The 21989-nt window shown below is 49.2% G+C and carries 19 protein-coding genes; 9 read left to right on the plus strand and 10 right to left on the minus strand.

Annotated elements, in window-relative coordinates:
* Positions 1-146 precede the first annotated feature (146 nt).
* From MMG03_RS11510 to MMG03_RS11525, 4 genes are all read right to left on the minus strand, one after another.
* The gene (locus MMG03_RS11510) at positions 147-1058 is read right to left on the minus strand and encodes a MoxR family ATPase (protein ID WP_249506321.1); all 912 of its coding nucleotides are present in this window, start codon (positions 1056-1058) and stop codon (positions 147-149) included.
* 354 nt (positions 1059-1412) lie between these two features.
* On the minus strand, positions 1413-2240 hold the full coding sequence (locus tag MMG03_RS11515) for a glycosyltransferase family 2 protein (RefSeq protein WP_073284700.1): 828 nt from the start codon (positions 2238-2240) through the stop codon (positions 1413-1415).
* Positions 2240-3271: an NAD-dependent epimerase/dehydratase family protein gene (locus tag MMG03_RS11520; protein WP_249506322.1), complete on the minus strand. Its 1032-nt coding sequence runs from the start codon at positions 3269-3271 to the stop codon at positions 2240-2242. The genes MMG03_RS11515 and MMG03_RS11520 overlap by 1 nt, the downstream gene beginning before the upstream one ends.
* A 45-nt stretch (positions 3272-3316) precedes the next feature.
* Complete coding sequence (locus tag MMG03_RS11525; RefSeq protein ID WP_073156600.1) at positions 3317-3754, minus strand: hypothetical protein; 438 nt, start codon at positions 3752-3754, stop codon at positions 3317-3319.
* A 254-nt stretch (positions 3755-4008) separates the two neighbouring features.
* On the opposite strand from MMG03_RS11525, the gene MMG03_RS11530 reads away from it, so the two are divergent.
* Positions 4009-4590 carry a hypothetical protein gene (locus MMG03_RS11530; protein WP_249506323.1) on the plus strand — a complete coding sequence of 194 codons (582 nt, stop codon included), beginning with the start codon at positions 4009-4011 and terminating at the stop codon, positions 4588-4590.
* A 32-nt stretch (positions 4591-4622) separates the two neighbouring features.
* Entirely contained in the window at positions 4623-7235 is a 2613-nt protein-coding gene (locus tag MMG03_RS11535) for a DNA gyrase/topoisomerase IV subunit A (protein WP_249506324.1), read from the plus strand.
* Between the two features lie 276 nt (positions 7236-7511).
* On the opposite strand, the gene MMG03_RS11540 is transcribed toward MMG03_RS11535, so the two are convergent.
* From MMG03_RS11540 to dapF, 6 genes are all read right to left on the minus strand, one after another.
* The gene (locus MMG03_RS11540; RefSeq protein ID WP_249506325.1) at positions 7512-8870 is read right to left on the minus strand and encodes a fibrobacter succinogenes major paralogous domain-containing protein; all 1359 of its coding nucleotides are present in this window, start codon (positions 8868-8870) and stop codon (positions 7512-7514) included.
* A gap of 114 nt (positions 8871-8984) precedes the next feature.
* A complete protein-coding gene (locus tag MMG03_RS11545; protein WP_249506326.1) occupies positions 8985-11024 on the minus strand; it encodes an NAD(+) synthase in 2040 nt (679 codons plus the stop codon).
* 76 nt (positions 11025-11100) lie between these two features.
* Complete coding sequence (locus tag MMG03_RS11550; RefSeq protein ID WP_249506327.1) at positions 11101-12189, minus strand: fibrobacter succinogenes major paralogous domain-containing protein; 1089 nt, start codon at positions 12187-12189, stop codon at positions 11101-11103.
* Between the two features lie 104 nt (positions 12190-12293).
* Positions 12294-13811 (minus strand): sigma-54-dependent Fis family transcriptional regulator, encoded by a 1518-nt coding sequence (locus MMG03_RS11555; RefSeq protein ID WP_073233798.1) that lies wholly within the window; start codon positions 13809-13811, stop codon positions 12294-12296.
* A 166-nt stretch (positions 13812-13977) separates the two neighbouring features.
* Positions 13978-15186 (minus strand): LL-diaminopimelate aminotransferase, encoded by a 1209-nt coding sequence (locus tag MMG03_RS11560; RefSeq protein WP_249506328.1) that lies wholly within the window; start codon positions 15184-15186, stop codon positions 13978-13980.
* A gap of 139 nt (positions 15187-15325) precedes the next feature.
* Positions 15326-16222: a diaminopimelate epimerase gene (dapF, locus tag MMG03_RS11565; RefSeq protein ID WP_249506329.1), complete on the minus strand. Its 897-nt coding sequence runs from the start codon at positions 16220-16222 to the stop codon at positions 15326-15328.
* 301 nt (positions 16223-16523) lie between these two features.
* Here dapF and MMG03_RS11570 point away from each other — a divergent pair, with 301 nt between their 5' ends.
* From MMG03_RS11570 to MMG03_RS11600, 7 genes are all read left to right on the plus strand, one after another.
* Positions 16524-17444, plus strand: coding sequence for a hypothetical protein (locus MMG03_RS11570; protein WP_088665424.1), 921 nt, complete (start codon positions 16524-16526; stop codon positions 17442-17444).
* Positions 17445-17509: 65 nt separating this feature from the next.
* A complete protein-coding gene (locus tag MMG03_RS11575) occupies positions 17510-19003 on the plus strand; it encodes a class I SAM-dependent DNA methyltransferase (RefSeq protein ID WP_249506330.1) in 1494 nt (497 codons plus the stop codon).
* A gap of 11 nt (positions 19004-19014) precedes the next feature.
* Positions 19015-20121, plus strand: coding sequence for a restriction endonuclease subunit S (locus tag MMG03_RS11580; RefSeq protein WP_249506331.1), 1107 nt, complete (start codon positions 19015-19017; stop codon positions 20119-20121).
* 134 nt (positions 20122-20255) lie between these two features.
* Positions 20256-20954 carry a DUF3800 domain-containing protein gene (locus MMG03_RS11585; protein WP_170932282.1) on the plus strand — a complete coding sequence of 233 codons (699 nt, stop codon included), beginning with the start codon at positions 20256-20258 and terminating at the stop codon, positions 20952-20954.
* 87 nt (positions 20955-21041) lie between these two features.
* Positions 21042-21281, plus strand: a complete 240-nt coding sequence (locus MMG03_RS11590) for a DUF3791 domain-containing protein (RefSeq protein WP_088658689.1) — start codon at positions 21042-21044, stop codon at positions 21279-21281.
* The gene (locus tag MMG03_RS11595; RefSeq protein ID WP_088658688.1) at positions 21278-21766 is read left to right on the plus strand and encodes a DUF3990 domain-containing protein; all 489 of its coding nucleotides are present in this window, start codon (positions 21278-21280) and stop codon (positions 21764-21766) included. Before MMG03_RS11590 ends, MMG03_RS11595 begins: the two co-directional genes overlap by 4 nt.
* The gene (locus MMG03_RS11600) at positions 21763-21954 is read left to right on the plus strand and encodes a DUF3791 domain-containing protein (RefSeq protein ID WP_088658687.1); all 192 of its coding nucleotides are present in this window, start codon (positions 21763-21765) and stop codon (positions 21952-21954) included. Before MMG03_RS11595 ends, MMG03_RS11600 begins: the two co-directional genes overlap by 4 nt.
* Positions 21955-21989: the final 35 nt, after the last annotated feature.

The raw sequence follows: 21989 nt of genomic DNA on the forward strand, positions 1-21989 counted from the left end.
AATATGAGTTATCATTGTTGGGCCAAAGGCGCCCTTACCAGCGGTGAGTTTTCAGCTGTGAGCTATGAGTTTTTTATAGTCGCGCCAAAGGCGCCTTACTTTTAGCTCACTGCTCATCACTAGCAGCTCATCACTCATTACTCACCTCACTTCGGTACTTTAACTTTTTTCAGGATGCTTTGCAGGATGTTCTTGCTGGCTTCTGGATTGGCGCTGTCCTTGGCAAACACGCGATGTTCCATGACCGGGAAGAACACCCGCTGAATATCATCGGGATTCACGAAATCGCGACCAGCCACAAAGGCACAGGCCTGAGCCATTCGGACCAAGTTCAAACCAGCGCGAGGACTTGCCGCCAGACGTACGCCCCCGTCACTACGAGTCGCCTGCACAAGAGAAACGACATAACGTTCCAACGCCTCATCAATATGAATCTTGAAAACCTGTTTGCGGGCTTCGAGAATATCCACCGGCGAAGTCACCGCCACCACCTTGTCTACAGGCCGACCTTCACGATGGCTGCGCAGAATATCAAGCTCCGTTTCTTCGGTGGGGTAACCTACAGAAATGCGAACCATAAAACGATCCATCTGAGCCTCGGGCAAAGGGAACACCCCGTGGAATTCCACCGGATTTTCGGTGGCCAGAACCATGAATAATTCCGGCAACTTGTGGCGTTCACCTTCCAGCGAAACCTGACGTTCTTCCATGGCTTCCAAAAGCGAAGACTGAGTTCGTGGCGACGCACGGTTAATTTCGTCGGCCAGCAAAACCTGGGTAAAAACCGGACCCTTCTTAATATCGAATTCACCGGTCTTGGCATTATAAACCGCGCCACCCGTCACATCGGCAGGCAACAAGTCCGGCGTAAACTGGATTCGGGAAAATTCCGCCCCCACAGCCGCAGCCAGGGCCTTACTCAAAGTCGTCTTACCCGTACCCGGCACATCTTCAATCAGCACATGGCCATCGGCCAGCAATGCCATCACTAGAAGTTCCACCGTATCGGACTTCCCCAGCAACACCCCATTTAAAGCAGAAATCAAAGACTTAATCATACCTTAAATATATGTAAGTCAGGGAGAAAAGCGCTAACCAGGGGAAAAATAAATGAGAATTCATGCGCGAGAATCAGATACCAGTTATGAGTTATGAGTTATGAGGTATGAGGTATGAGATATGAGGTATGTGGTATGTGGTATGTGGTATGTGGTATGAGGTACGAGGTATGAGGTATGAGGTATGAGGTATGTGGTATGTGGTATGAGGTATGAGGTATGTGGTATGTGGTATGAGGTATGTGGTATGTGGAATGAGGTATGTGGTATGTGGAATGAGGTATGTGGTATGAGGTATGTGGTATGAGGAAAATGCAAAAAAGATTTTTTATTAACGCAATAGGTATAGAATTTTTATTTCACTTTTAACGTAAAGCAAAATCTTCTAGCAATTTGTCTTAAACAGCGAAGGCCGTAGGTCACTACGTTCAGGTTGGATTTTTCTTCGGCGTAAACAGTGGGAATGGGAAGTTCACCTATGGCAAAGCCACGGGCATCCGCAATGGAAATCAGCTCCAGGTCGATGTCAAAGGAGGGGCTCAGGCGAGATAGTTCCACGGTGCGCAAGAAGTCGGCGGAGTAAAGAATGAATCCGCTATGGCGATCAGTCAGCTTCTGACGGAACACCAGATTTTCTAGGGCGGTCAAGAAGGCTCCGCCAATTCTCTTGTGCAGGGGCATGTTCCCAGCCTTGGCGCCACCGGTCACTGCGTGGCGAGAGCCCTGCAATAGAGCGAGCGCAGACTCGTTACCGTGGCCATCTACGGTTCTGAAATTTTCCAGATGGTCTAGAAACTGGTCCAGCAAATCAGCGGGGTACTGTCCGTCGCCGTGAAGGCAGACGATGAACTTGGCGCCCGAGGAGAGTCCTTCGCTTAAGCCCTTTTTGACGACAGCGCCATAGCCGCTGTTCTTTTCAAAACGAAAATATTCGAGGCGGGGGGCGGAACCGTTCCGAGATTTTTCAACAGTCCCTTCCTGCGATTTTTCAGCGGGACCTTCCCGAAAACCTTCTACATATTTATCAAACTGTTTGCGGGTCCCGTCCTGCGATCCATCATCTATCACAAGAATCTTGGATTTGCGCCACACGCTTTGGGGAATTTTATCCAGCACACCGGCCAAGGTCTTTTCCACATTGTAGGCCGGCACAAAAATAAAGGTGTTGAATTCCGCGGGCATTATTCCGCCAACTTTTCAAGGCAATCCGAAGTGCTGTAATGTTCCGCAAACCAGGTCAGCGATTCCCGCAAGACTTCACGCAAGGGTGTCGAAGCCTTAAAGCCTACCAGCCGTTCCGCCTTTTCGACACTGGGCATGCGGCGGAGGGAATCTTCGTAGCCAACGCCATAGTATTCAACGCCGTCCACAATCTGTGCCCCAGGGATTTCTTCTACGGGAATGTGCTTTACATCGGCATAGATTCCGGTCATGATCCGTGCCAGTTCCGCAATGGAAATTTCGTTGTCAGGATTTCCAACGTTAAAGGCCTGGCCCTTTGCAGCCGCAGGATTTTCAAAGAGGCAGAAGATAAAATCAATGGCGTCATGAACCGAGGTAAAGGTCCGTCGGGCAAGTCCGCCATTCACAAGCTTAATGGGTTCGCCCCGCACCAGGGCCGTAGAAAAATTCGCCAGCACCCGGGGGATTCCTTCCCCATCGACGCCGGGCATAAAATCCATGTAGGGGCCCACAAAGTTGAAGGGGCGCACCACGGTCCATTGCAGGTTCGTAAGCCCTGCCATATAGCGTTCCGCCAGAAGTTTTGCGGTAGCGTAGCTCCAGCGACTTGCAGCCACCGACCCAAAGACAAGGTCTGCAGAATCTTCTTCCAGCAGGCCGGAATCCGCCGCGGTCTTTCCATAAATTTCGGAGGTAGAAAAATGGATTAGCCAGGAGCCGCTCTTGGCGCAGGCGTCGGCCAGGCGGGCCGGGTGATCGTAATTGCTGCGAATGACGGTTGCCGCCTCGGACATATAACGGCTAGGCACGCAAATGGCAGCCAAGTTCACCACCACGGGGAACTGTGCAATGCGCTGCACCACGGAAGGGTTCGCCAGATCGCCGCAGTAGAATTCCACCCGCGGGTCAGCCAAGTGCTGCTGGATCCTGTAAGATTCAAGGTCTACGGCAAACACCCGCCAGCAGGTACGCTGCAGCACAGCTTTAAGCAGGTGACTACCAATAAAACCACCGCAGCCGACAATGGCCACGGTGATCGAATTGTCTTTAGGATTTAAGTGCGGGATTCTCAAGGATTACTTAGAAACCTTGAAAGTACCGGAATTACCGGCCTTACTGGTATTTTCGTAAGGAATCACGCGGATGATAGCTTCATCGGAAGGTTCAGAATAATTGCTATCGAGAACGACCTTCTGTTCGTAGCAAGTCTTGCCATCCGGATGTTCCGGGCCCATGGATTCTTCGAACATATCGTCGCCCAGGTCATCCTTGTCGACCTTGTACACGAAACGGAAACCCGTTCCCTGAATGTCGGAGCCGTAAATAACGGTAATGGTTTCGCCCATCTTGAACTTTTCGCCACCGGCCGGGTAGACGACCTTTACGCCGCCTTTAACGGAGCAGTCGTAGCCAGCCTTTTCGTCGCTAGAAGCAGAAGAGGAATCATCACAGGCGACAAAGCCGAAAGATGCAGCAAACAGAGCGGCCAGGGAAATCACACGGGAAAATTTCATAAAAAACCTCCAATTACTAAACGGAATATATAAAATTTGAATGCCTTCAAGAACTATAATACCATAAAAAGATGCTATATTACCGTCCTATAATTGTTAGGTATTGAGGTTATGTCAACAATCTTATCGAAGATACCCATGAGGTCGTCATCCCTTCAAGTACATGCAAGGAACTGTGTATCCGTAAGGACTCCTCATTCACCTTTGTATCGCGTGAAGTCGTGACTACGGGAAACTTTGCAGGTCTTGACTCCTTGTATGAAGCTTTCGGTTTGATCAGGCCAGATCTCGTTGATATGTATGGTGTTGGAGAATCGAATTGGAACTACGTTCTTTCGGGATCGAAAAACGATGTTTATGAAAGTTCGCTGAACGCCCGATTGAAAGATGAAATCCATTACAGCATCGACCCTGGGGAACCCTTTATAATCACCATTGACACATTTAATGTTCGTGTTGAAAAAGGGACAAATACCAGTTCGTTAGCAAGTCGCACTTATCTGAAATCCAGTCAAATAGATGTGTGCGGACAATTAATGATTTGGGCGAACGAAAGCGAAAGCCTTTCTCACTTTTTTGTGGGCGGTTCCATAATGAGCGCAGAAGTGGAATTGAATGGCCGATCTTCAACCAGTGATGAGTGGATTTCCGCGTCAACTGTCGGATACACCCTTAATTTGGGCTACACCATTGCAGAACATTATCGAGTCGGGTTACAGATGGCTGCACAACACATGTCAGTCGCTGTAGCAGGAACTGGGGAACACCGTAGGTGTAGCAATGTCACTTTACTGTCAGAAATTTTTTCTACATTAAGCCCCAAAACTGATTTTTGAACGTACGACATTATTCTATTTCTACACGACTTATGAGCGACATGATCAACGATAACGAAAACGAAGTAGAAACTTCCAAAGAATCTTTTAACGATGTTAAGGTGGGTGAGCACCAGGATACTACTCTGGGCCTGTCCAATGTACACCACCTAGAAAAACTGTATGACGGCTGGTTCCTTGATTACGCCAGCTATGTAATTCTGGACCGCGCCGTTCCGTATTACGAAGACGGCTTGAAGCCGGTGCAACGTCGTATCTTGCACTCCCTGTTCGAAAATCACGACGGCCGTTACCAGAAGGTGGCAACCATCGTCGGTCGTACCATGGCTTACCACCCCCACGGTGACGCATCCATCGGTGATGCCCTGGTGGGCCTGGGCCAGAAGGGCCTGCTCATCGATACCCAGGGTAACTGGGGTAACCCGCTGACCGGCGACCGCGCTGCAGCCCCCCGTTACATCGAAGGACGTCTGACACCTTTTGCCGTAGACGTGGTCTTTAACGGCGAAACCACCGAATGGGTGCCCAGCTACGACGGACGTAGCGAAGAACCGGTAACCTTGCCTGTCAAGTTCCCCCTGCTTTTGGCTCAGGGCGTCGACGGCATTGCCGTGGGTCTCAGCACCTCCATTCTCCCCCACAACTTCCGCGAACTTTGCGAATGCAGTATCGCCATCCTCAGGGGCAAGAAGTTCGAACTCTATCCCGACTTCTTTACCGGCGGCATTATCGATGTTAGCGAATATAACGACGGTCAGCGTGGCGGTCGCGTGCGTGTGCGCGCCAAGATCGAAAAGGTCGACAACAAGACTTTGGCCATCCGCGAAATCCCCTACGGCACCACAACTTCAAGTTTGATCGACAGCATCGTCAAGGCCAACGACAAGGGCAAGATCAAGATCAAGCATGTGGACGACAACACCAGCCGCGATGTGGAAATTCTGATCCACCTGCAGGCCGGTACCGATCCCCAGGTGGCCATGGACGCCCTCTACGCCTTTACCGACTGCGAAAAGAGCCTGTCCCCCTGCACTTGCGTCATTGTAGACAAGCACCCCAAATTCCTGGGCGTGTCCGAAATCCTGCGCATGAACACCGAACATACGGTTCACCTGCTGCAGTGGGAACTTCAGAACGAACTGAAGCACCTTGAAGACAAGTGGCACATGACCAGCCTCGAAAAGATCTTCATAGAAAAGAAGGTCTACCAGGTTATCGAGAATGCCAAGAGCCGCGAAGAAATGGTCCAGCTCATTGATGAAGGCCTGAAGCCCTACGTCAAGAAGATGCTCCGCCGCGAGGTCACCGAAGAAGAAATCCTGAAGCTTGCAGAAATTCCTATCCGCCGCATCAGCCGTTTCGACCGCAAGAAGGCCGACGAACTGTTGGCAGAACTGGATGCAAAGATTGCCGAAAACAAGTTCAACCAGGAACATATTACCGACTACACCATCAACCACTTCAAGAATATCCTCAAGAAGTATGGCGAAGGCAAGGAACGTAAGTCCCAGATTGCAGAATTCGGCAAGGTGAACGCTGTACATGTGGCCATCGCCAACCAGAAGCTGTATGTCAACCGCAAGGAAGGCTTCCTGGGCACCAGTATGAAGAAGGAAGAATACCTCTTCGACGTTTCTGAATACGACGACCTGATCGTATTCAAGGCCGACGGTAGCTTCAAGGTGGTCAAGGTCAGCGACAAGGACTTCGTAGGTAAGGATATTATCCTAGTCGAAAAGTTCAAGAAGGATGATGACCGTCATATTTATAACGTCATCCATTTGGATGGCAAGGACGGAGCTTACTACATCAAGCGCTTTAACGTGGGTGGCGTCACCCGCGACAAGGACTACTTCATGGGCAAGGGTAAGCCGGGCAGCAAGATTCTCTACATGTCCAGCAACCTGAACGGCGAAGCCGAAGTGGTAGAAGTCACCCTGAAGCCCCGCCCCCGTACCAAGCTGAACTTCGAAGTGGATTTCAGCACCATCGAAGTGAAGGGCCGTGGCGCCATGGGCAATATCGTTACCAAGTACCCGGTCAAGAGCATCAAGCGCCTGCGCAAGGGTGTAAGTACCTTGGGCGCCCGCGTGCTGTACTTTGACGCCCCCAGCGGTATCATCAGCACCCAGAAGAAGGGTGACCGTATCGGCGAATTCGGCGAAAAGGACAAGGTCCTTATCGTCAAGGAAAACGGAACCGCCCGCGTCCACGACATGGCAGATCCCATTCTCGTGGGTACAGGCATCAAGTACATTCACAAGTACGATCCTGCACAGGTCTTTACGGTGCTGTACTTCGAAGGCGGAAACTTCAACTACATGGTCAAGCGCTTCAATCTTGAAGGCTGCCCCATGACTACGGAATTCAGCCTGGTCAGCGATCATAAGGACACCCAGATGATCGAATTCTTCGCCACCGACGACGCCCGCGAACTGATGGAATATCAGGTGGGCCGCGAAGTCCAGAAGGAAGAACTGGATCTGACGGAAATTGCAGAAGTCAAGGGCTACAAGGCTCTGGGCAGCAAGTTTACCGCCAAGAAGGTCAAGCGCGCCAGCCGCATTTCTCCGCCGGACACTTTCGATGACGGCACTTCGGATTCCGAAGGCGAGGACGACGGCGACAACGACCTGTTTAAATAGACACCAGTCATCCCGGCCTCCGAGCCGGGATTTTTCTTATTGACCATTCATTTTACTATTAGCATATTACCTTTGGTAAAATACTAAAGGTGAAATACGGAAGTCGTTCTCCTGTCCAATCAATGCCTCCAGCGCAAAAAAAATCGCAAGCGCCCTCGTCGAAAAGGAACTTCTGCTGGAGACAACAACCCTTGAAGGAAAAAGTTACTGCGTCTATAACGTATTTCTGAGCCGGTGGCTAGAAAGGCTGAATTAGAAGCATTTTGAAGGTTTAGCCTAGTCCTTAAGGCAACGCAAACTTTGACCGTCGTACTTGTAGTAGCTGAGCTGGTTTGCGTAGTCGTCATTGAAGTAGAAGAGCTGGTACCACGCGAAGTCGCTATAGTACTCAGAAGCAGACCACAAGTAGGCGTAGTAGCCCTCATTGCTGAAATTGCCATAGCTGCCCCTGTAACCGGCGGGGAGCACCGAGAAGCCATACTTGTCGGTCCCGTTACCGCTCTTGCCGTAATAATCACCCCAGCCACTGGTGGATTTCAACAACGAACCTGCGGTGCTGGAACCACCGATGTAGGTGTACAGAGTGCTGTACTCCTCGTTCGTGGGCACATGCCAGCCCTCGGGGCAAATGCCGCGGTGGGGGCTATTGGGGGTACAGGTCTTGCCATAGCCACACCTGGTTCCAGCATTTACACTGAACTGGGCAGCACTATCCATCACGGCACTCCAGGTATAAAGGCGACCGTACTTGTCGCAGTTAGAAGCCTTGTTTTCGTAGCACCAGCTATTTCCTGTTTCGTAGTTCAGGTTCTCGGCCATCCAGGTTTGGGAGCCGATAGTGACGGTCTTGTAGACTTGGTTGTCGCGGAGGTCGGTCAAGGTATTTGCCGACGCATCGTATTTACTTCCATCCTTGATGCTAGTTCCTTCGCTCGACGAACTCTGAATGACGGATGAAGATGAAGTACTTGATGATGCAACGGAGCTACTAGATCCCGGGTCGGTGCCCGGGATGACACTGGAAGATGTGCCAGGAACACTGGTGGAAGAACTACTTGCGACAGAAGAAGAGGATGTTACGGAACTTGAAGAGGCTACAGAGCTGCTACTTTTTGCAGAAGAACTGCTAGATCCTTCGCTATCGCTCAGGATGACACCGGAAGAGGAATTCGGGGCAACGCTAGAAGAGGAACCGTCCTTTTCTCTAGACGAGGAAGAGTCGCCCTTTTCGCTGAAAGAGGAACTTGCAACCTCGCCAACAACATCCCAGGAGCCTTCCACGCAATTCAACTCGCGGTCTTCTTCATAAAGGTAAGCTGACAGGCCTTCTCTTGACCCCGTGCAGCCAGGCAGATTTTCTTCAACGTCCGCAATCATATCGTAATGGACCCACTTACGATCCTTGCAAATGAAACCTTCCTTTGTCCCATTAATAAAGTTAACGAAACCTTCCCCGCTTTCTGTACAGCTGGGCAAATTTTCTTCAGACTCAACAGAAGAAATGTTTGTGTCCTCATGGTTATTAGCCGGTCCGTTTGAAGAGCCGCCATCACCACATGCGGCAAGGCCCAAAGCCAGAGCAAAGGCTACAAAGCCAAACTTTACCACTTTCTTTCCAAAAAATTTCTTGTTCATTGAATCTACTCCCTGGGGCAAGGTTTGCATACTCGCACCATACATTAACGTTTCAAGTATAACTTAATTTACAGGTTCTTGCCCGTGACCGAAATTCCAACAACGTTTGTCAAGCTATTCCCTAAAGCTTGCGTTCAGGGAATTGGTGAGCCAATCAGCAAAGCTTGCGTCGCTGGGCATTCTCCAGTCGGCACGAGGCGACAGGGAGATGGTCCCCACCTTGGGGCCGTCGGGAATGCAGCTACGCTTGAACTGCTGGGTAAAGAAGCGGCGTACAAACAAAGTAAGGCAGCGTTCCAGTTCTTCGTCGGGATAAAGACCGGCGAAGGCATGCTTTGCCAGGAACAGCATCTTTGCAGGTTCTGCGCCGTACTTTGCAAAATGGTACAGATAGAAATCGTGAATTTCGTAGGCGCCAAGGATGGATTCCGTCTTCTGGGCAATCTGGCCGTTGGCGTCGGCAGGCAGAAGTTCCGGAGAAACGGGAGTATCCAAAATGTCGCGAAGCACTGCGGAAAGCGCATCGGCGGACTTGAAAGCAGCAGTCTCGTCGGCGGAGCCAGCGGCTACATCTGCGGCAAAGAAATTGCGGGCGCGGTCGGCGTACCAGGCCACCACATGACGGACCAAGGTCTTGGGAATATCGCAGTTCACGGCGTACATGGACATGTGATCCGCATTGTAAGTGCTCCAGCCCAGAGCGATTTCAGAAAGGTCGCCGGTACCTACCACAATGCCACCTTCCTTGTTGGCAACGTCCATGAGAATCTGGGTTCGTTCGCGGGCTTGGACGTTTTCGTAAGTCACGTTCAACACGGCAGGATCATGACCGATGTCGCTGAAGTGCTGCATGCAGGCGTCCTTGATAGAAACCGTGCGCAGTTCCACGCCCAAAAGGTTTGCCATTTCCACCGCATTGTTCTTGGTGCGGTTGGTCGTACCAAAGCCAGGCATGGTCAGCACCAGGATTTCAGAGGCAGGGCGCTTCAACAGTTTGAAAGTTTCGGCAATGACCAGCAAAGCCAAGGTGGAATCCAGGCCACCGCTCAGGCCAACAACAACACGCTTGGAGCGGGAAGCCTCGATACGCTTGGCCAAGCCCGCACACTGAATGTTAAAGATTTCCTTGCAGTTGGCATCACGAGTTTCGATGTTACCCGGCACAAAAGGCGTGGGGCAAACATAACGATACTTGAGAGCGTCTGCAGAACCCGATTCGTCAAAGGAAATTTCTGGCAAGGGGCCGAATTCTGCAGCAGTCGCAAAATAGGGAGTAGAATCAAAGTCCTGGAAGGAACCTTCGCTCAAGCGCTGCATATTCAGGCGCTGCACATCCACGTCGGCGTAAATGATTTCGGAGTCGCGGCCATAGGTCTTGCTTTCGGCCAGCATGCTACCGTTTTCGGCAATCATCAAGTGACCGCTGAAAACCATGTCGGTGGTCGATTCCTGAACGCCGGCAGAAGAATAGACATAGGCAGCCATGCAACGGGCAGACTGGTTCATGACCAGGTTACGGCGGTAATCGCCCTTCCCCACCAAGGCGTCGCTGGCAGAAAGATTCAGGATTACATTTGCACCGGCCAAGGCCAGTTCACCGCTGGGAGGCATAGGAGTCCACAAGTCTTCGCAGAGTTCTACGCCAAAGCAAACCTCGGAACCGTCCAGACAACCCGTGCGGATAAAGTTGGTTACCGGCACTTCGCCAAAGCTAGGGAAATCCCAGGAAATACGATCTGCAGAATTCAGCAAGTCGCGTCCGCTATTAAAGTGGCGCTTTTCGTAGAATTCACGCTGGTTGGGCAAATGAATTTTCGGAGTCACCGCAATCAGGTTTCCGCGTTGCACAAAGGCAGCACAGTTATAGAGGCGGCCAAACATGCGCAAGGGCAAACCCACCGCCACAATCATATCGGTATCGGCAAATGCTTCTGCAATCTTCTGCAAGCTGGCATAAGCGTTCTTCAGCAACAGTTCCTGGTGGAACAAGTCACTGCAAGTATAACCCGTAATGCAAAGTTCCGGGAACACCGTTACCGCAGCCCCCTCAGCCTGGGCAAGCTTACCGCAACGGATAATTTCAGTAGTATTAAAAGCAGTGTCCGCAACCTTCAGGTTGGGGCAGACAGAAGCAAATCGATAAAATCCGAACATAGTTTAAATATAAAAAACACCTTGAGATCAAGCCCAAGTTGTTTTGAATTAGATATTGAAATTTCTATGGATTGACTCAATCCTTAATGCAGCGGATAGAACGCCCCTCATCCTTGTTACCACTCATATGATTTATGAAAGCATACGATCGATCATTAAGCATCCCCATAGAGACGGCTGCATCCATACTAAACTCTGAGCTGGACCAAAAGTAGCCATTGTAACCCCTATACCGATATCGCCCCTCATTGACGTACCCCCCAGCCAATGCGGAGAAGCCAAAATCATCGGTACCGTTGCCACTTTTGCATCGTTCATTTCCTCCCCCATAATCAATACAACTGCTAGCCCAACTATCGCAGGCTTTCAATCTTACGCCAGCATCAGTAAAATCCCCATCAGAATCAATTTCCAACGCAGCAAATGTCAAAAGTTCAACCATTTCTGTTGAATCAGGCAAATGCCATCCCTCAGGGCAAATTCCACGAACAGGATATCTCGCACTGCAGGTTTTACTATAGCCGCAATCCTTTCCATTTTCGCCAAATATCGCAGCAGAATCCATCGCTGCGCTCCATAAATACAAGCGTCCAAATTTAGCGCACTGTTCAGGATCGTCGAGATAGCAGAAACTAGAGGAGTCCAACGAAGACGTGGGTTCTTTATAGGCATAATTCAGATTCTCCGCCATCCAAGTCTGCCTACCAATAACCACAGTCTTATAAGTCCGGCCATCACGTTCATCCGTCATCACCCCAAACACGATGGAACTACTGGAATTTTCCTCTACGACATAACTTGAACTGGATTCAGTAAGGCCAGAATCACTATCGCTTGAAATTTCAGAAACATCGGAGGAACTGTTAGCGGAAGAAATGGGAACGAACACCTCAAAAGAACTAGAAACGGGAACTTCGGTAGAACTAGAAGCAGGAGCATCAGCGGAACTGGAAATGAGCGATTCTGAAGAACTGCTTGCTTCAAGGACTTCAGTTTCAGAAGACGAAATCGAAATGTTGCTGCTAGAAACATTCCCCTCAAAGGATGACGATTCTTCTATCTTCACGTCATCACCGGCACCATTTGACGACACTCCACTATCGCCACCACAAGCCCACAAACCCAAAGCAAGACCAGCGGTAAACAAACCTAATAATTTTTTCATAAATTTCGCCCCATTATATTTTAGAAATATATAAAAAAGGTCCCCCTCGCGGGAGACCCTTCTTCACTCAAATAACATCTAGTTCCGCGAACTTGCCAAGCTGATTATTTAGAATTCAGCCCCAGCTTGTTCATGCGGTAGTTCATCATGCGGGGGCTTACGCCCAGTTCGCGGCCAGCAGCAGAAATGTTTCCGTTGTGGCGCTTGATGGCTTCGGTAATCAATTCGCGTTCGTAGTTATTCATCATCACATCCAGCGGGGCGCTCTTCATTTCGGCAGAAATGATGGAGCCGGTGCTAAGGCTGGTCTGCAGCGAAGGCGGCAGGTTGTAGCTGTGGATGCAATCGTCAGCGGCAGTGAGAACAGCACGCTCCATGCAGTTTTCAAGTTCACGGACGTTACCCGGCCAGTGGTAGCTCATGAGCAAGTTGATGGCCGTTGTAGACAAACGAGCGACCTTCTTGTTGTAGCGCAGGTTCATCTTTTCGATAAAGTGTTCTGCCAGCAAGATGATATCGCTCTGGCGCTTGGCCAGATCCGGCATGGAAATCGGGAAAATGTTCAAACGGTAGAACAAGTCTTCGCGGAACAGTTTCTTTTCCATCAGTTCTTCCAGGTTGCGGCTAGTTGCAGCCAGGAAGCGGACATCGGAATGAAGCTCTTCGTTGCTGCCTACGCGGCTAAAAGTCTTTTCTTGCAGGAAGCGCAACAGCTTTACCTGGGTCTGCATGGTGAGATCGCCAATTTCGTCCAGGAACAGAGTGCCGCCATTGGCTGCTTCTGCACGACCGATACGGCGGTTCACGGCGCCAGTAAAGGCACCCTTTTCGTGACCGAAGAGTTCGCTTTCTACAAGGTTTTCGGGAAGAGCGGCACAGTTCAGGGTAATGAACGGCTTGTCCTTACGGGCAGACAGGTTCACGATAGCGCGGGCGATCATTTCCTTACCGGTACCGCTACCACCACGAATCAAAACGGTAGCATCGGAAGGAGCCACCTGGCGAACCTGTTCGTACACAATCTGCATTTCGCGGCAGTTACCCACCAGTTCCGTGGGATTGCCAGACAACATGTCACGGAGTTTCTGGTTTTCTTCCAGCAAGGCGGCATGTTCAGAATGGACTTCCTGGCATTCGTTGGCTGCATCACCCGTAATGTTGGCGATGATTTCCAGCAAGGCCACATCGTGGTCCAAGTCCGTGTTCACATCCACCGGACGGTCCACAGAAAGGGTTCCAATCAGCTCCTCGTCATGAATCAGGGGCACGCAAATAAAGGCCACCTGGCTATCGTAATTACGAGAGCCAGTGCGGTTCAGGAATCTGGAATCCTTGCGCAGGTCGGGAATGACATGGCTACGGCGAGTTTCAGCCACATGTCCAGTAATACCTTCACCGATATGATACTGGCCCAGCTGCTTTTCAGCTTCAGTCATGCCATGGGAGGCTTCAATCTTCAGGGTATCGCCAAAACGCAACGTGAAAGTACCGCGCAACATGCCAAGTTCTGTGTCCAGAATGGCAAGAACGTTGCTCAGCAGCTTTTCAGCGTCGCGTTCATGGATAATGGCAGCGCTGATTTTCTGGATGACAGATATTTCTGGACCGATGGGCTGTTTCATAATAGTCTCTAGGTTCGGGTCTTTTTCAGGCACTCTTGTTTTTATAAAAATTGCGGGGCCTGTCAGCAATCCTTATAAGAATCCTTTATAAAATACATTCGATTTTACATGAAATGTAAGATTTTCACAAATTCTACATAGGATTTTGCAAATTCCGTGCTAATTTTTACAATTTTTCCTTAATACGCTTCAGGGCAACCTTGGTCTGTTCGTGGTCACCGAAGGCGGTCAAGCGGAAATAACCTTCGCCGCAGGGGCCAAAGCCACTACCCGGAGTACCCACCACTTCGCAAGTGCCAAGGAGGCGATCGAAGAAGTCGAAGGACTTTTCGCCGTTTTCAAGTTTCCACCAGATGTAGGGAGCGTGTTCGCCACCAAAGACGGTGTAGCCAGCAGCTGTCAGCTCGGTACGAATCATGGCAGCGGTGTCCATATAGCCCTTGATGACGGCCTTGGTCTGTTCCCAACCTACGGGAGTGTAGATGGATTCGGCGGCGCGCTGAACCACGTAGTTCACGCCGTTAAACTTGGTGCACTGACGGCGATTCCACATGGCGCGGAGCTTGCCCAGTTCGTGAGGAACGATGGTGTAAGCGCAACGGACGCCGGTAAAGCCAGCAGTCTTACTGAAGCTGCGGAATTCAATAGCGCAGGTGCGGGCGCCAGGGATTTCGTAAATGGAGTGAGGCAGGGATTCATCCTGGATGTAGCAGTTGTAAGCACCATCGAAGAGAATGAGAGCGCCAGTTTCGTTGGCGTAGTCCACGAACTTCTGGAGAGTTTCGCGGCTAAGCACGGTACCCGTCGGGTTGTTGGGGCTGCACAGGTAAATCAGCTGCACCGGGTTCTTGGGAAGGTCCGGCTGGAAATTGTTTTCGGCGGTAGAAGCCAGGTAGGTGACTTCAGAAAAATGGCCATCGTCCTGCATAAAGCCGGTACGGCCAGCCATCACGTTGGAATCCAGGTAAACAGGATAAACCGGGTCGGGAATGGCGATCTTCACGTCGGCGGCAAAAAGTTCCTGGATGTTGGCCACGTCACACTTGGAACCGTCACTGACGAACACATCGTCCGGATCCATTTCAACGCCGCGGGGAGTGTATTCGCCACGGATGATGGCTTCGCGCAAAAAGTCATAACCCTGTTCCGGACCGTAACCGCGGAAGGTGTTCTTGCAGGCCATTTCGTCTACGGCCTTGTGCATGGCTTCGATGGCTGCGGGGATAATGGGAGTGGTCACGTCGCCGATACCCAGACGGATAATGTCGGCATTGGCGTGAGTGTCCTGGTATTCCTTGATCTTCTTGGCGATAGTAGAGAAAAGGTAGCTGCCAGGAAGACGATCGTAGTACGGGTTAATGATTGAATTATTCATAATTTAGTTCTCAGGTCGGGCTTCGCCCTTTGAGGTGTGAGGTCGTTCGTTTCACTCACTTTGAGGTTAAAATTTGGCGCATTCGCGCTTTATTGAGATAGCGACTTCGTCGCGACTGCTGAAGCTCACGGTTCACAGCTCATAGCTCGCAAACTCCGGTAAAGCATTCCTTCGCGGGGCCGGTCATCAAAACCGGGCCGCCTTCTTCGTGCTTGATGTGGAGGGTTCCGCCATCCAGGACCACGTCGGATTCCAGGCCAACGCGACCGGTGCGCTGGGCAGCCACCAGAGTGGCGCAACTGCCGGTACCGCAAGCCATGGTCACGCCACAGCCGCGTTCCCACACGCGCATACGGATCTTGCCGGGAGCCACCACCTGAGCAAATTCAATGTTGCAGCGGTCCGGGAACTGCTTATCGTGTTCCAGGACAACGCCCCAGTTTTCAAGCTGGATCTTTTCGATATCGTCTACAAAAATCACGGTATGGGGATTGCCCATAGAGACCGTTTCACCGGTAAAATCAAAGGAGCCTGCAGAGAGCTTGATGGTGCCCAGGAAATCACGGGGAGCACCCATGTCTACGCAAACCTGCATTTTTTCTAGGTCTGCGGCACTTGCTGTGGAACCCAAAATACTCGGCTTGATCAGACCGCTCTTGGTGTGCAGAACAAAAGAGGTCCCGTTGCCCAGGCCACGAGACACAATAAACTTTGCAACGCAACGGGTGGCGTTTCCGCACATGGCGGCTTCGGAACCGTCAGCATTAAAAATGCGCATTTCGAAATCTACACCATTGCCTTTCTTGTTCCAGTCGTAGCCGGCACGGACATCCTTCTCGCCCACCACATATTCTTCGGAGCTAGAAAGCGGAGTCACCACCACCACGCCATCGGCACCAATGCCAAAGCGTCGGTCACAAAGTTCAATGACGCGCTTTTCCAGGTCGGCACCCAAAGTCATATCAAAAGCTTCACCCGGTTCAACGAGCACGAAGTCGTTGCCGAGACCAGTCCATTTAGAGAATTTGAGAGACATAAATTGTAATCCTTATTTTCGCCCCTATTAAAGCAAAAAACGTGCCATTTTTACATTTTTGGTAAAACGAGCTAAAAACAAGAAAAACGCCGATTTTCACCGGCGTTCAAAGTTTCATGATTCGAAAGAGTTTACACAATATGTAAAATACACTCATTTCTTTTACATTTTATGTAAAAGAACAGAATAGAAAATAGACTTCATTACAAAACACAATACCGGACAATCCCAATTGTCATAATATGTCAAATAGAAGGATATATATTTAAAAAGCACCCTAACAGAGGTCCAAATGCACAAAATGTTTCCTAGAATCGTGATAGCGCTGTCCCTGTGCGTCTCTGTATCCTTTGCAGGGGACCTGATGAATCTGTTCCTGTTTGGTAGAAATACGGCAGGCTATCGATCCGCAGAAAGGCAGACCGAAGAAAATACACGCAACATTAAATATGCGATAGACGAACTAGACGACGACTTGACCGATGCCATTGAAGAAGCGTCCAATGAGGTTGTCCAGGCGGTAAAGAAAAGCAAGCTTCCAAAACACGATGCGTCACTCTTTTTCAATGGAATTTTGGAATCCTTTAACGAGCGTTATCCCTGGGAACTGCAAGGGTATGCCCACGCCATGGTCGCAACGGCAAGGCGATACAAGATGAACTTGGTAAAGCTGAACCGCATTTTGGTTGAAGACGCCATGATGGAAGGCGGTACCGCCTATACCGAGGCTGAAACAGATGCGGTCTTGTACCAGAATTTAGGTGAGCTGGGCTTTTATTCAAAGAACGGGAAATATTACCTGGATGGTGAACTCGTAAATATGGGCAATTTCTCCAAGAAAGCAAAGACAACCAAGATTTATCAAAATCCGAATTCCATTGATGTTAGGCCCAAGGCAGAAATCAAGAAACTGGATAGTTCCAAGGTTCAGGTTACGGCAAGAATCAACCTGCCGGACGGGCTGTATTCTTTTGTTGAATTTTGCAAATATGGTGGTGATTGTATACGATCTGAAAAAGCTTTCAAGGATAGTGTTTTAACGGATACGTTTTCTTACACCTCTGCGGGGCAGTATTATATAGAAGTAGGAGTGAGTGGTCTTCTATCAGGCAAGGGCGATGTTTACGGAGTTTGCGGTAAGATGGCAGGCCCTTACATGGAAAATTTGGGTGGATGGGGTAGGCTCATTTCCTACAAATCCAAAAGCGTCAATTTGAAGTGAATTGGAAAATTGGCCAGACCCGATTTAGATTATATTTAGCATAAACAACGAACAGGATTTTCCACATGATAACAGGCGAAATCAAGAACCGTATTGACGCAATCTGGGATACTTTTTGGACTGGGGGCATTACCAATTCCATTACGATCCTGGAGCAGATGACCTACCTGTTCTTTATGAAGATGCTGGATGATGCCCAGATGAAGAAGGAGGCCGCCGCCAACGCCATGGGCGCCAAGGTGAAGGAACCTGTATTCAAGGCCGGCAACTGGCACAACCCCGAAACCGACAGGGATGTTCCATACACAGACCTCCGCTGGAGCAATTTCAAGAACAAGGAAGCCGAGGCCATGTACCGCCTGGTGTCCAAGGACGTGTTCATTTTCATCAAGACGCTGAACGACGGCAAGGAATCCGCCTACAGCAGGTTCATGGACAGCGCCACCTTCCTGATTCAGAGCGCCCGAACCCTGGTAAAGATTGTCGAAGGTATCGATGGCCTAGACATGAACAACCGCGACACCATGGGTGACGTGTATGAGTATGTCTTGGGCAAGATGGCAGCCAGCGGCAACAACGGACAGTTCCGTACTCCCCGCCACATCATCCGCATGATGGTTGACATGATGGAGCCGAACCTGGACGATACGGTATGCGACCCGGCCATGGGTTCTGCGGGCTTTATCGTTGAAGCCGCGAAGTTCGTGCAGGAACACCATAAGAAGGATTTGCTGAAAAAGGATAAGTCCGACCATTACCGCAACGAAATGTTCCATGGCTTTGACACGGACCAGACCATGCTCCGCATTGGCGCCATGAACCTGATGCTGCACGGTGCCGACAATCCGGACATTGCGTATCGCGACAGTCTTAGCACCGACAATACCGACGAGAACCGGTATTCCCTGTGCCTTGCCAACCCTCCGTTTGCAGGGTCGCTCGACTACGAGGCCATCAACAAGAACCTGCTCGCCATTACCAAGACCAAGAAAACGGAGTTGCTGTTCCTGGCGTTGTTCGTACGAATGCTTCGCCTGGGCGGACGCTGCGCCTCCATTGTGCCCGATGGCGTACTGTTCGGAAACAGTTCGGGCCACAAGGCCATACGCAAGGAACTTATCGAGAATCAGCGTTTGCAGGCAGTCATCAGTATGCCCAGCGGCGTGTTCCAGCCGTATAGCGGTGTTTCAACTGCGATTCTCGTTTTCACCAAGACCAATGCAGGCGGCACTGACAAGGTTTGGTTCTACGACATGAAGGCCGACGGCTACACCCTGGACCAGAAGCGCACGGAATGTGCCGAGAACGACATCCCTGACATTATTGCCCGTTGGAAGAACCTGGATGCCGAAACGGACCGCACTCGCAAGGATCAGTCCTTTTTTGTTCCTGTGGATGAGATTGTTGCCAATGACTACGACCTGTCCATCAACAAGTACAAGGAAGTGGAGAAGGTCAAGGTGGAGTACGAGAACCCAAAGGTCGTATTCAAACGTATTCAGAAATTGCAGGGCGAGATTAACGCCGCCATGGATGAATTCCGCGAGAAGTTCCTGTAGGGCGGTGCTGTATGAAGCAAAAGTGGATTGTTAAGCGAATAGAGGACATTTGTGAGAAAGCGTCCTCTAATATAGCGCAAAATAAGCTTGAAGGGATTACTGGAGATTATCCGGTCTTTGGGGCAAGCGGCTTCGTGCAAAATGCCGACTTTTATCATAGGGACTCGGAATATATCGGCATTGTGAAAGACGGCTCCGGTGTTGGAAGGGTCAATTTGTATCCTGCGTACTCCTCTCTGTTAGGTACGATGCAGTATGTTCTGCCGAAGAACGGAAATGATATTCGCTATATTGCATACGCGTTGAAAAGTTTGAACCTGGCTTCGTTTGCGTCCGGTGCGGCTATTCCTCACATTTACTTTAAGGACTACGGCAAGTGCGAATTGCCGGTACCGCCGAAGGATGAGCAGGAGCGGATTGTGGCGGAGTTGGATTTGCTGAATGGTGTGCTGGAGAAACAGAAGGCCCAGCTGAAGGAATTGGATACCTTGGCTCAGTCCATTTTCTACGATATGTTCGGCGACCCCATCGAAAATTCCAAAGGCTGGGAGGAAAGAAAACTTGGAGATGTGTCAAGATCTATAACTGATGGAGACCATATGCCTCCTCCCAAATCGAAGTCTGGTATTCCGTTTATAACCATATCTGATGTGGATAAAGACAGCAGATCGATAGATTTTTCTTCAACCTATTATGTTCCGCAAGAATACTACGATAAGATAAAAGAGAATAGAAAAGCCGAAGTCGGAGATGTCTTATATACCGTTACGGGTTCCTATGGGATACCGATTCTCGTTAAAGAAAATCGTATTTTTTGTTTTCAACGACATATTGCGCTAATTAAACTAGGACCAGATTTGGTTGCACAGTTTTTATGTTATTGGGCCTTGTGCGCTTCTGTAAAAGCTGAGGCAGATAAGGTTGCTACAGGAATTGCTCAAAAAACCGTGGGACTAAATTCCATTCGTAATTTTTCCATAATCCTCCCGCCCCTCCCTCTGCAACAAGCCTTCGCCGACAAGATTGCCTCTATCGAGAGTCAGAAGGCTGCCATCAACCAGTCCATCGCCGAGACGCAGAAACTCTTGGACTACACCATGGACAAATACTTCGGGTAAGGTTGTTAAGACTTGTTCACTTGACTTTTTATATTTTTTTTGTATATTCTTTATATAAGAGTTAGGTAGTACGGCCTTTTTGCTGTATGTTGGATTTTATTCCGCCTGACTCTCTTTTTTTTGAAGGAGGGGGTATGTATCTGCTTTACATAGATGACTCTGGACTTTCAACGGATAAAAATTGTAAGCACTGTGTATTGGCAGGTTTGGCTATTCGCGACACGAAAACATTCTTTGTCCAACAAGATATAGAGCGAATATTGGATAAATATCCCAATTGTAAAAATTTGGAATTACACGGAACATGCATGAGAACGGGAAAAGGTGAATGGCGTCGTATTCCAAAGGAAACCAGAGAAAATTTACTTAAAGAAATTTTGCAATATATAGCAGGTCACTATCCATCTTACTTTATTCTTTTTGGTGCTGTCTTAAACAAAAATGTTGATTTAAAAGTTCCGTATGATGAAGAACTTTTCACCCAGGTGACAAGCCGCTTTGACAAGTTTCTAAAAAGGCGCTTTGCAAGGAATAAGGTTCCTGAACGGGGAATTGCCATATTTGACAAGTCTACATCGGAACAAAAATTTCAGCAGTGGTCGCAAGTTTTTCAAATTGAAGGAGATCATTGGGGTAACACATTGTGCAACTTTGCGGAGGTTCCTCTATTCCTTGATTCCAAGATGTCAAAGTTGATTCAGATTGCCGATATAATCGCTTATGCTGTTTATCGAAAATTTGAATTTGAAGATGACTCATATTATTCAATTATCAAAGGGTGCTTTGACAAAGACAATGGTCAAGATTACGGATTATATGTGAAAACAACTTGAAATTACAGGAAAACTTTTCAGATAGAAAGTATCCTGTATCAATTTGATTTAGTTCACGTATTTGGTAATTTTTATTATATTCATCGTATGGACCAGCCTGCAAAAGTTTCAGACCAGCTTCAGTTTGCTGTTATCGCCATAGAAACCGCCGCTAAAAAGCTCGGAGTAAGTACCACGGCACTGACAGCCCGATTGCAAAAGTACGACCTTATCGAAGGCCGTCTTTGGAGATTTTACGACATGCTCCATACCCAGAGCCGCGACTATGTCGCTGACGATCTCATAGAATCCCTAGAAGCCCGAGAGTCAAAAGCAGGTTCTCTATGATCACTGTTTTCCACGGTTCAAATATTGAGGTGTCAAAACCGCTTGTCTCTCTCGGTCGTGCAAACCTGGATTTTGGCAAGGCTTTTTACACAACGGACATTAAAGATCAGGCTGAGAACTGGTCTAAAATCATTTTCACGCGAAAGGAATCTGGAACTCCGATTGTTTCTGTGTATTCCCTTGATATTGAATCTGTAAAAAAGAACTTCCGCTATTTGCGTTTTGAAGAATACAATCAAGCCTGGTTGGATTTTGTAGTTGACAACAGAAAAGGTGGCGGTTCATACAGGTCTTTTGACATCGTAGAAGGCGGAGTTGCCAACGACAAGGTCATTGACACCGTCGAAGCCTATATGGATGGAATCATATCCGCTGATTTTGCTCTTGGTCAGTTGCGCTATCACAAGCCGAACAACCAAATTGCTATTATAAATCAAGAAATTATTGAACAATATTTGAATTTCATTAGGTCATACTCTCTATGAAAGACTATACATTGCAGCACAAAATCGCAAGAGTTATAGCAGAACTTGCTGTTCGTTTGAATGTAAGTCAATCGCAGGCCCTTCTTATTTTTTATGAAAGCAAGGTCTGCATGCAGCTGCACAATCCCGAAACAGGTTTGCAGCTCATGAGCGACAGGTATATCGTTGACGAATTCATGATGCAATAATGTTACTGAATTTTTTCCGCCAATATGGAGGAGGT

The organism is Fibrobacter sp. HC4 (genome assembly GCF_023373925.1).
GTDB lineage: Bacteria > Fibrobacterota > Fibrobacteria > Fibrobacterales > Fibrobacteraceae > Fibrobacter.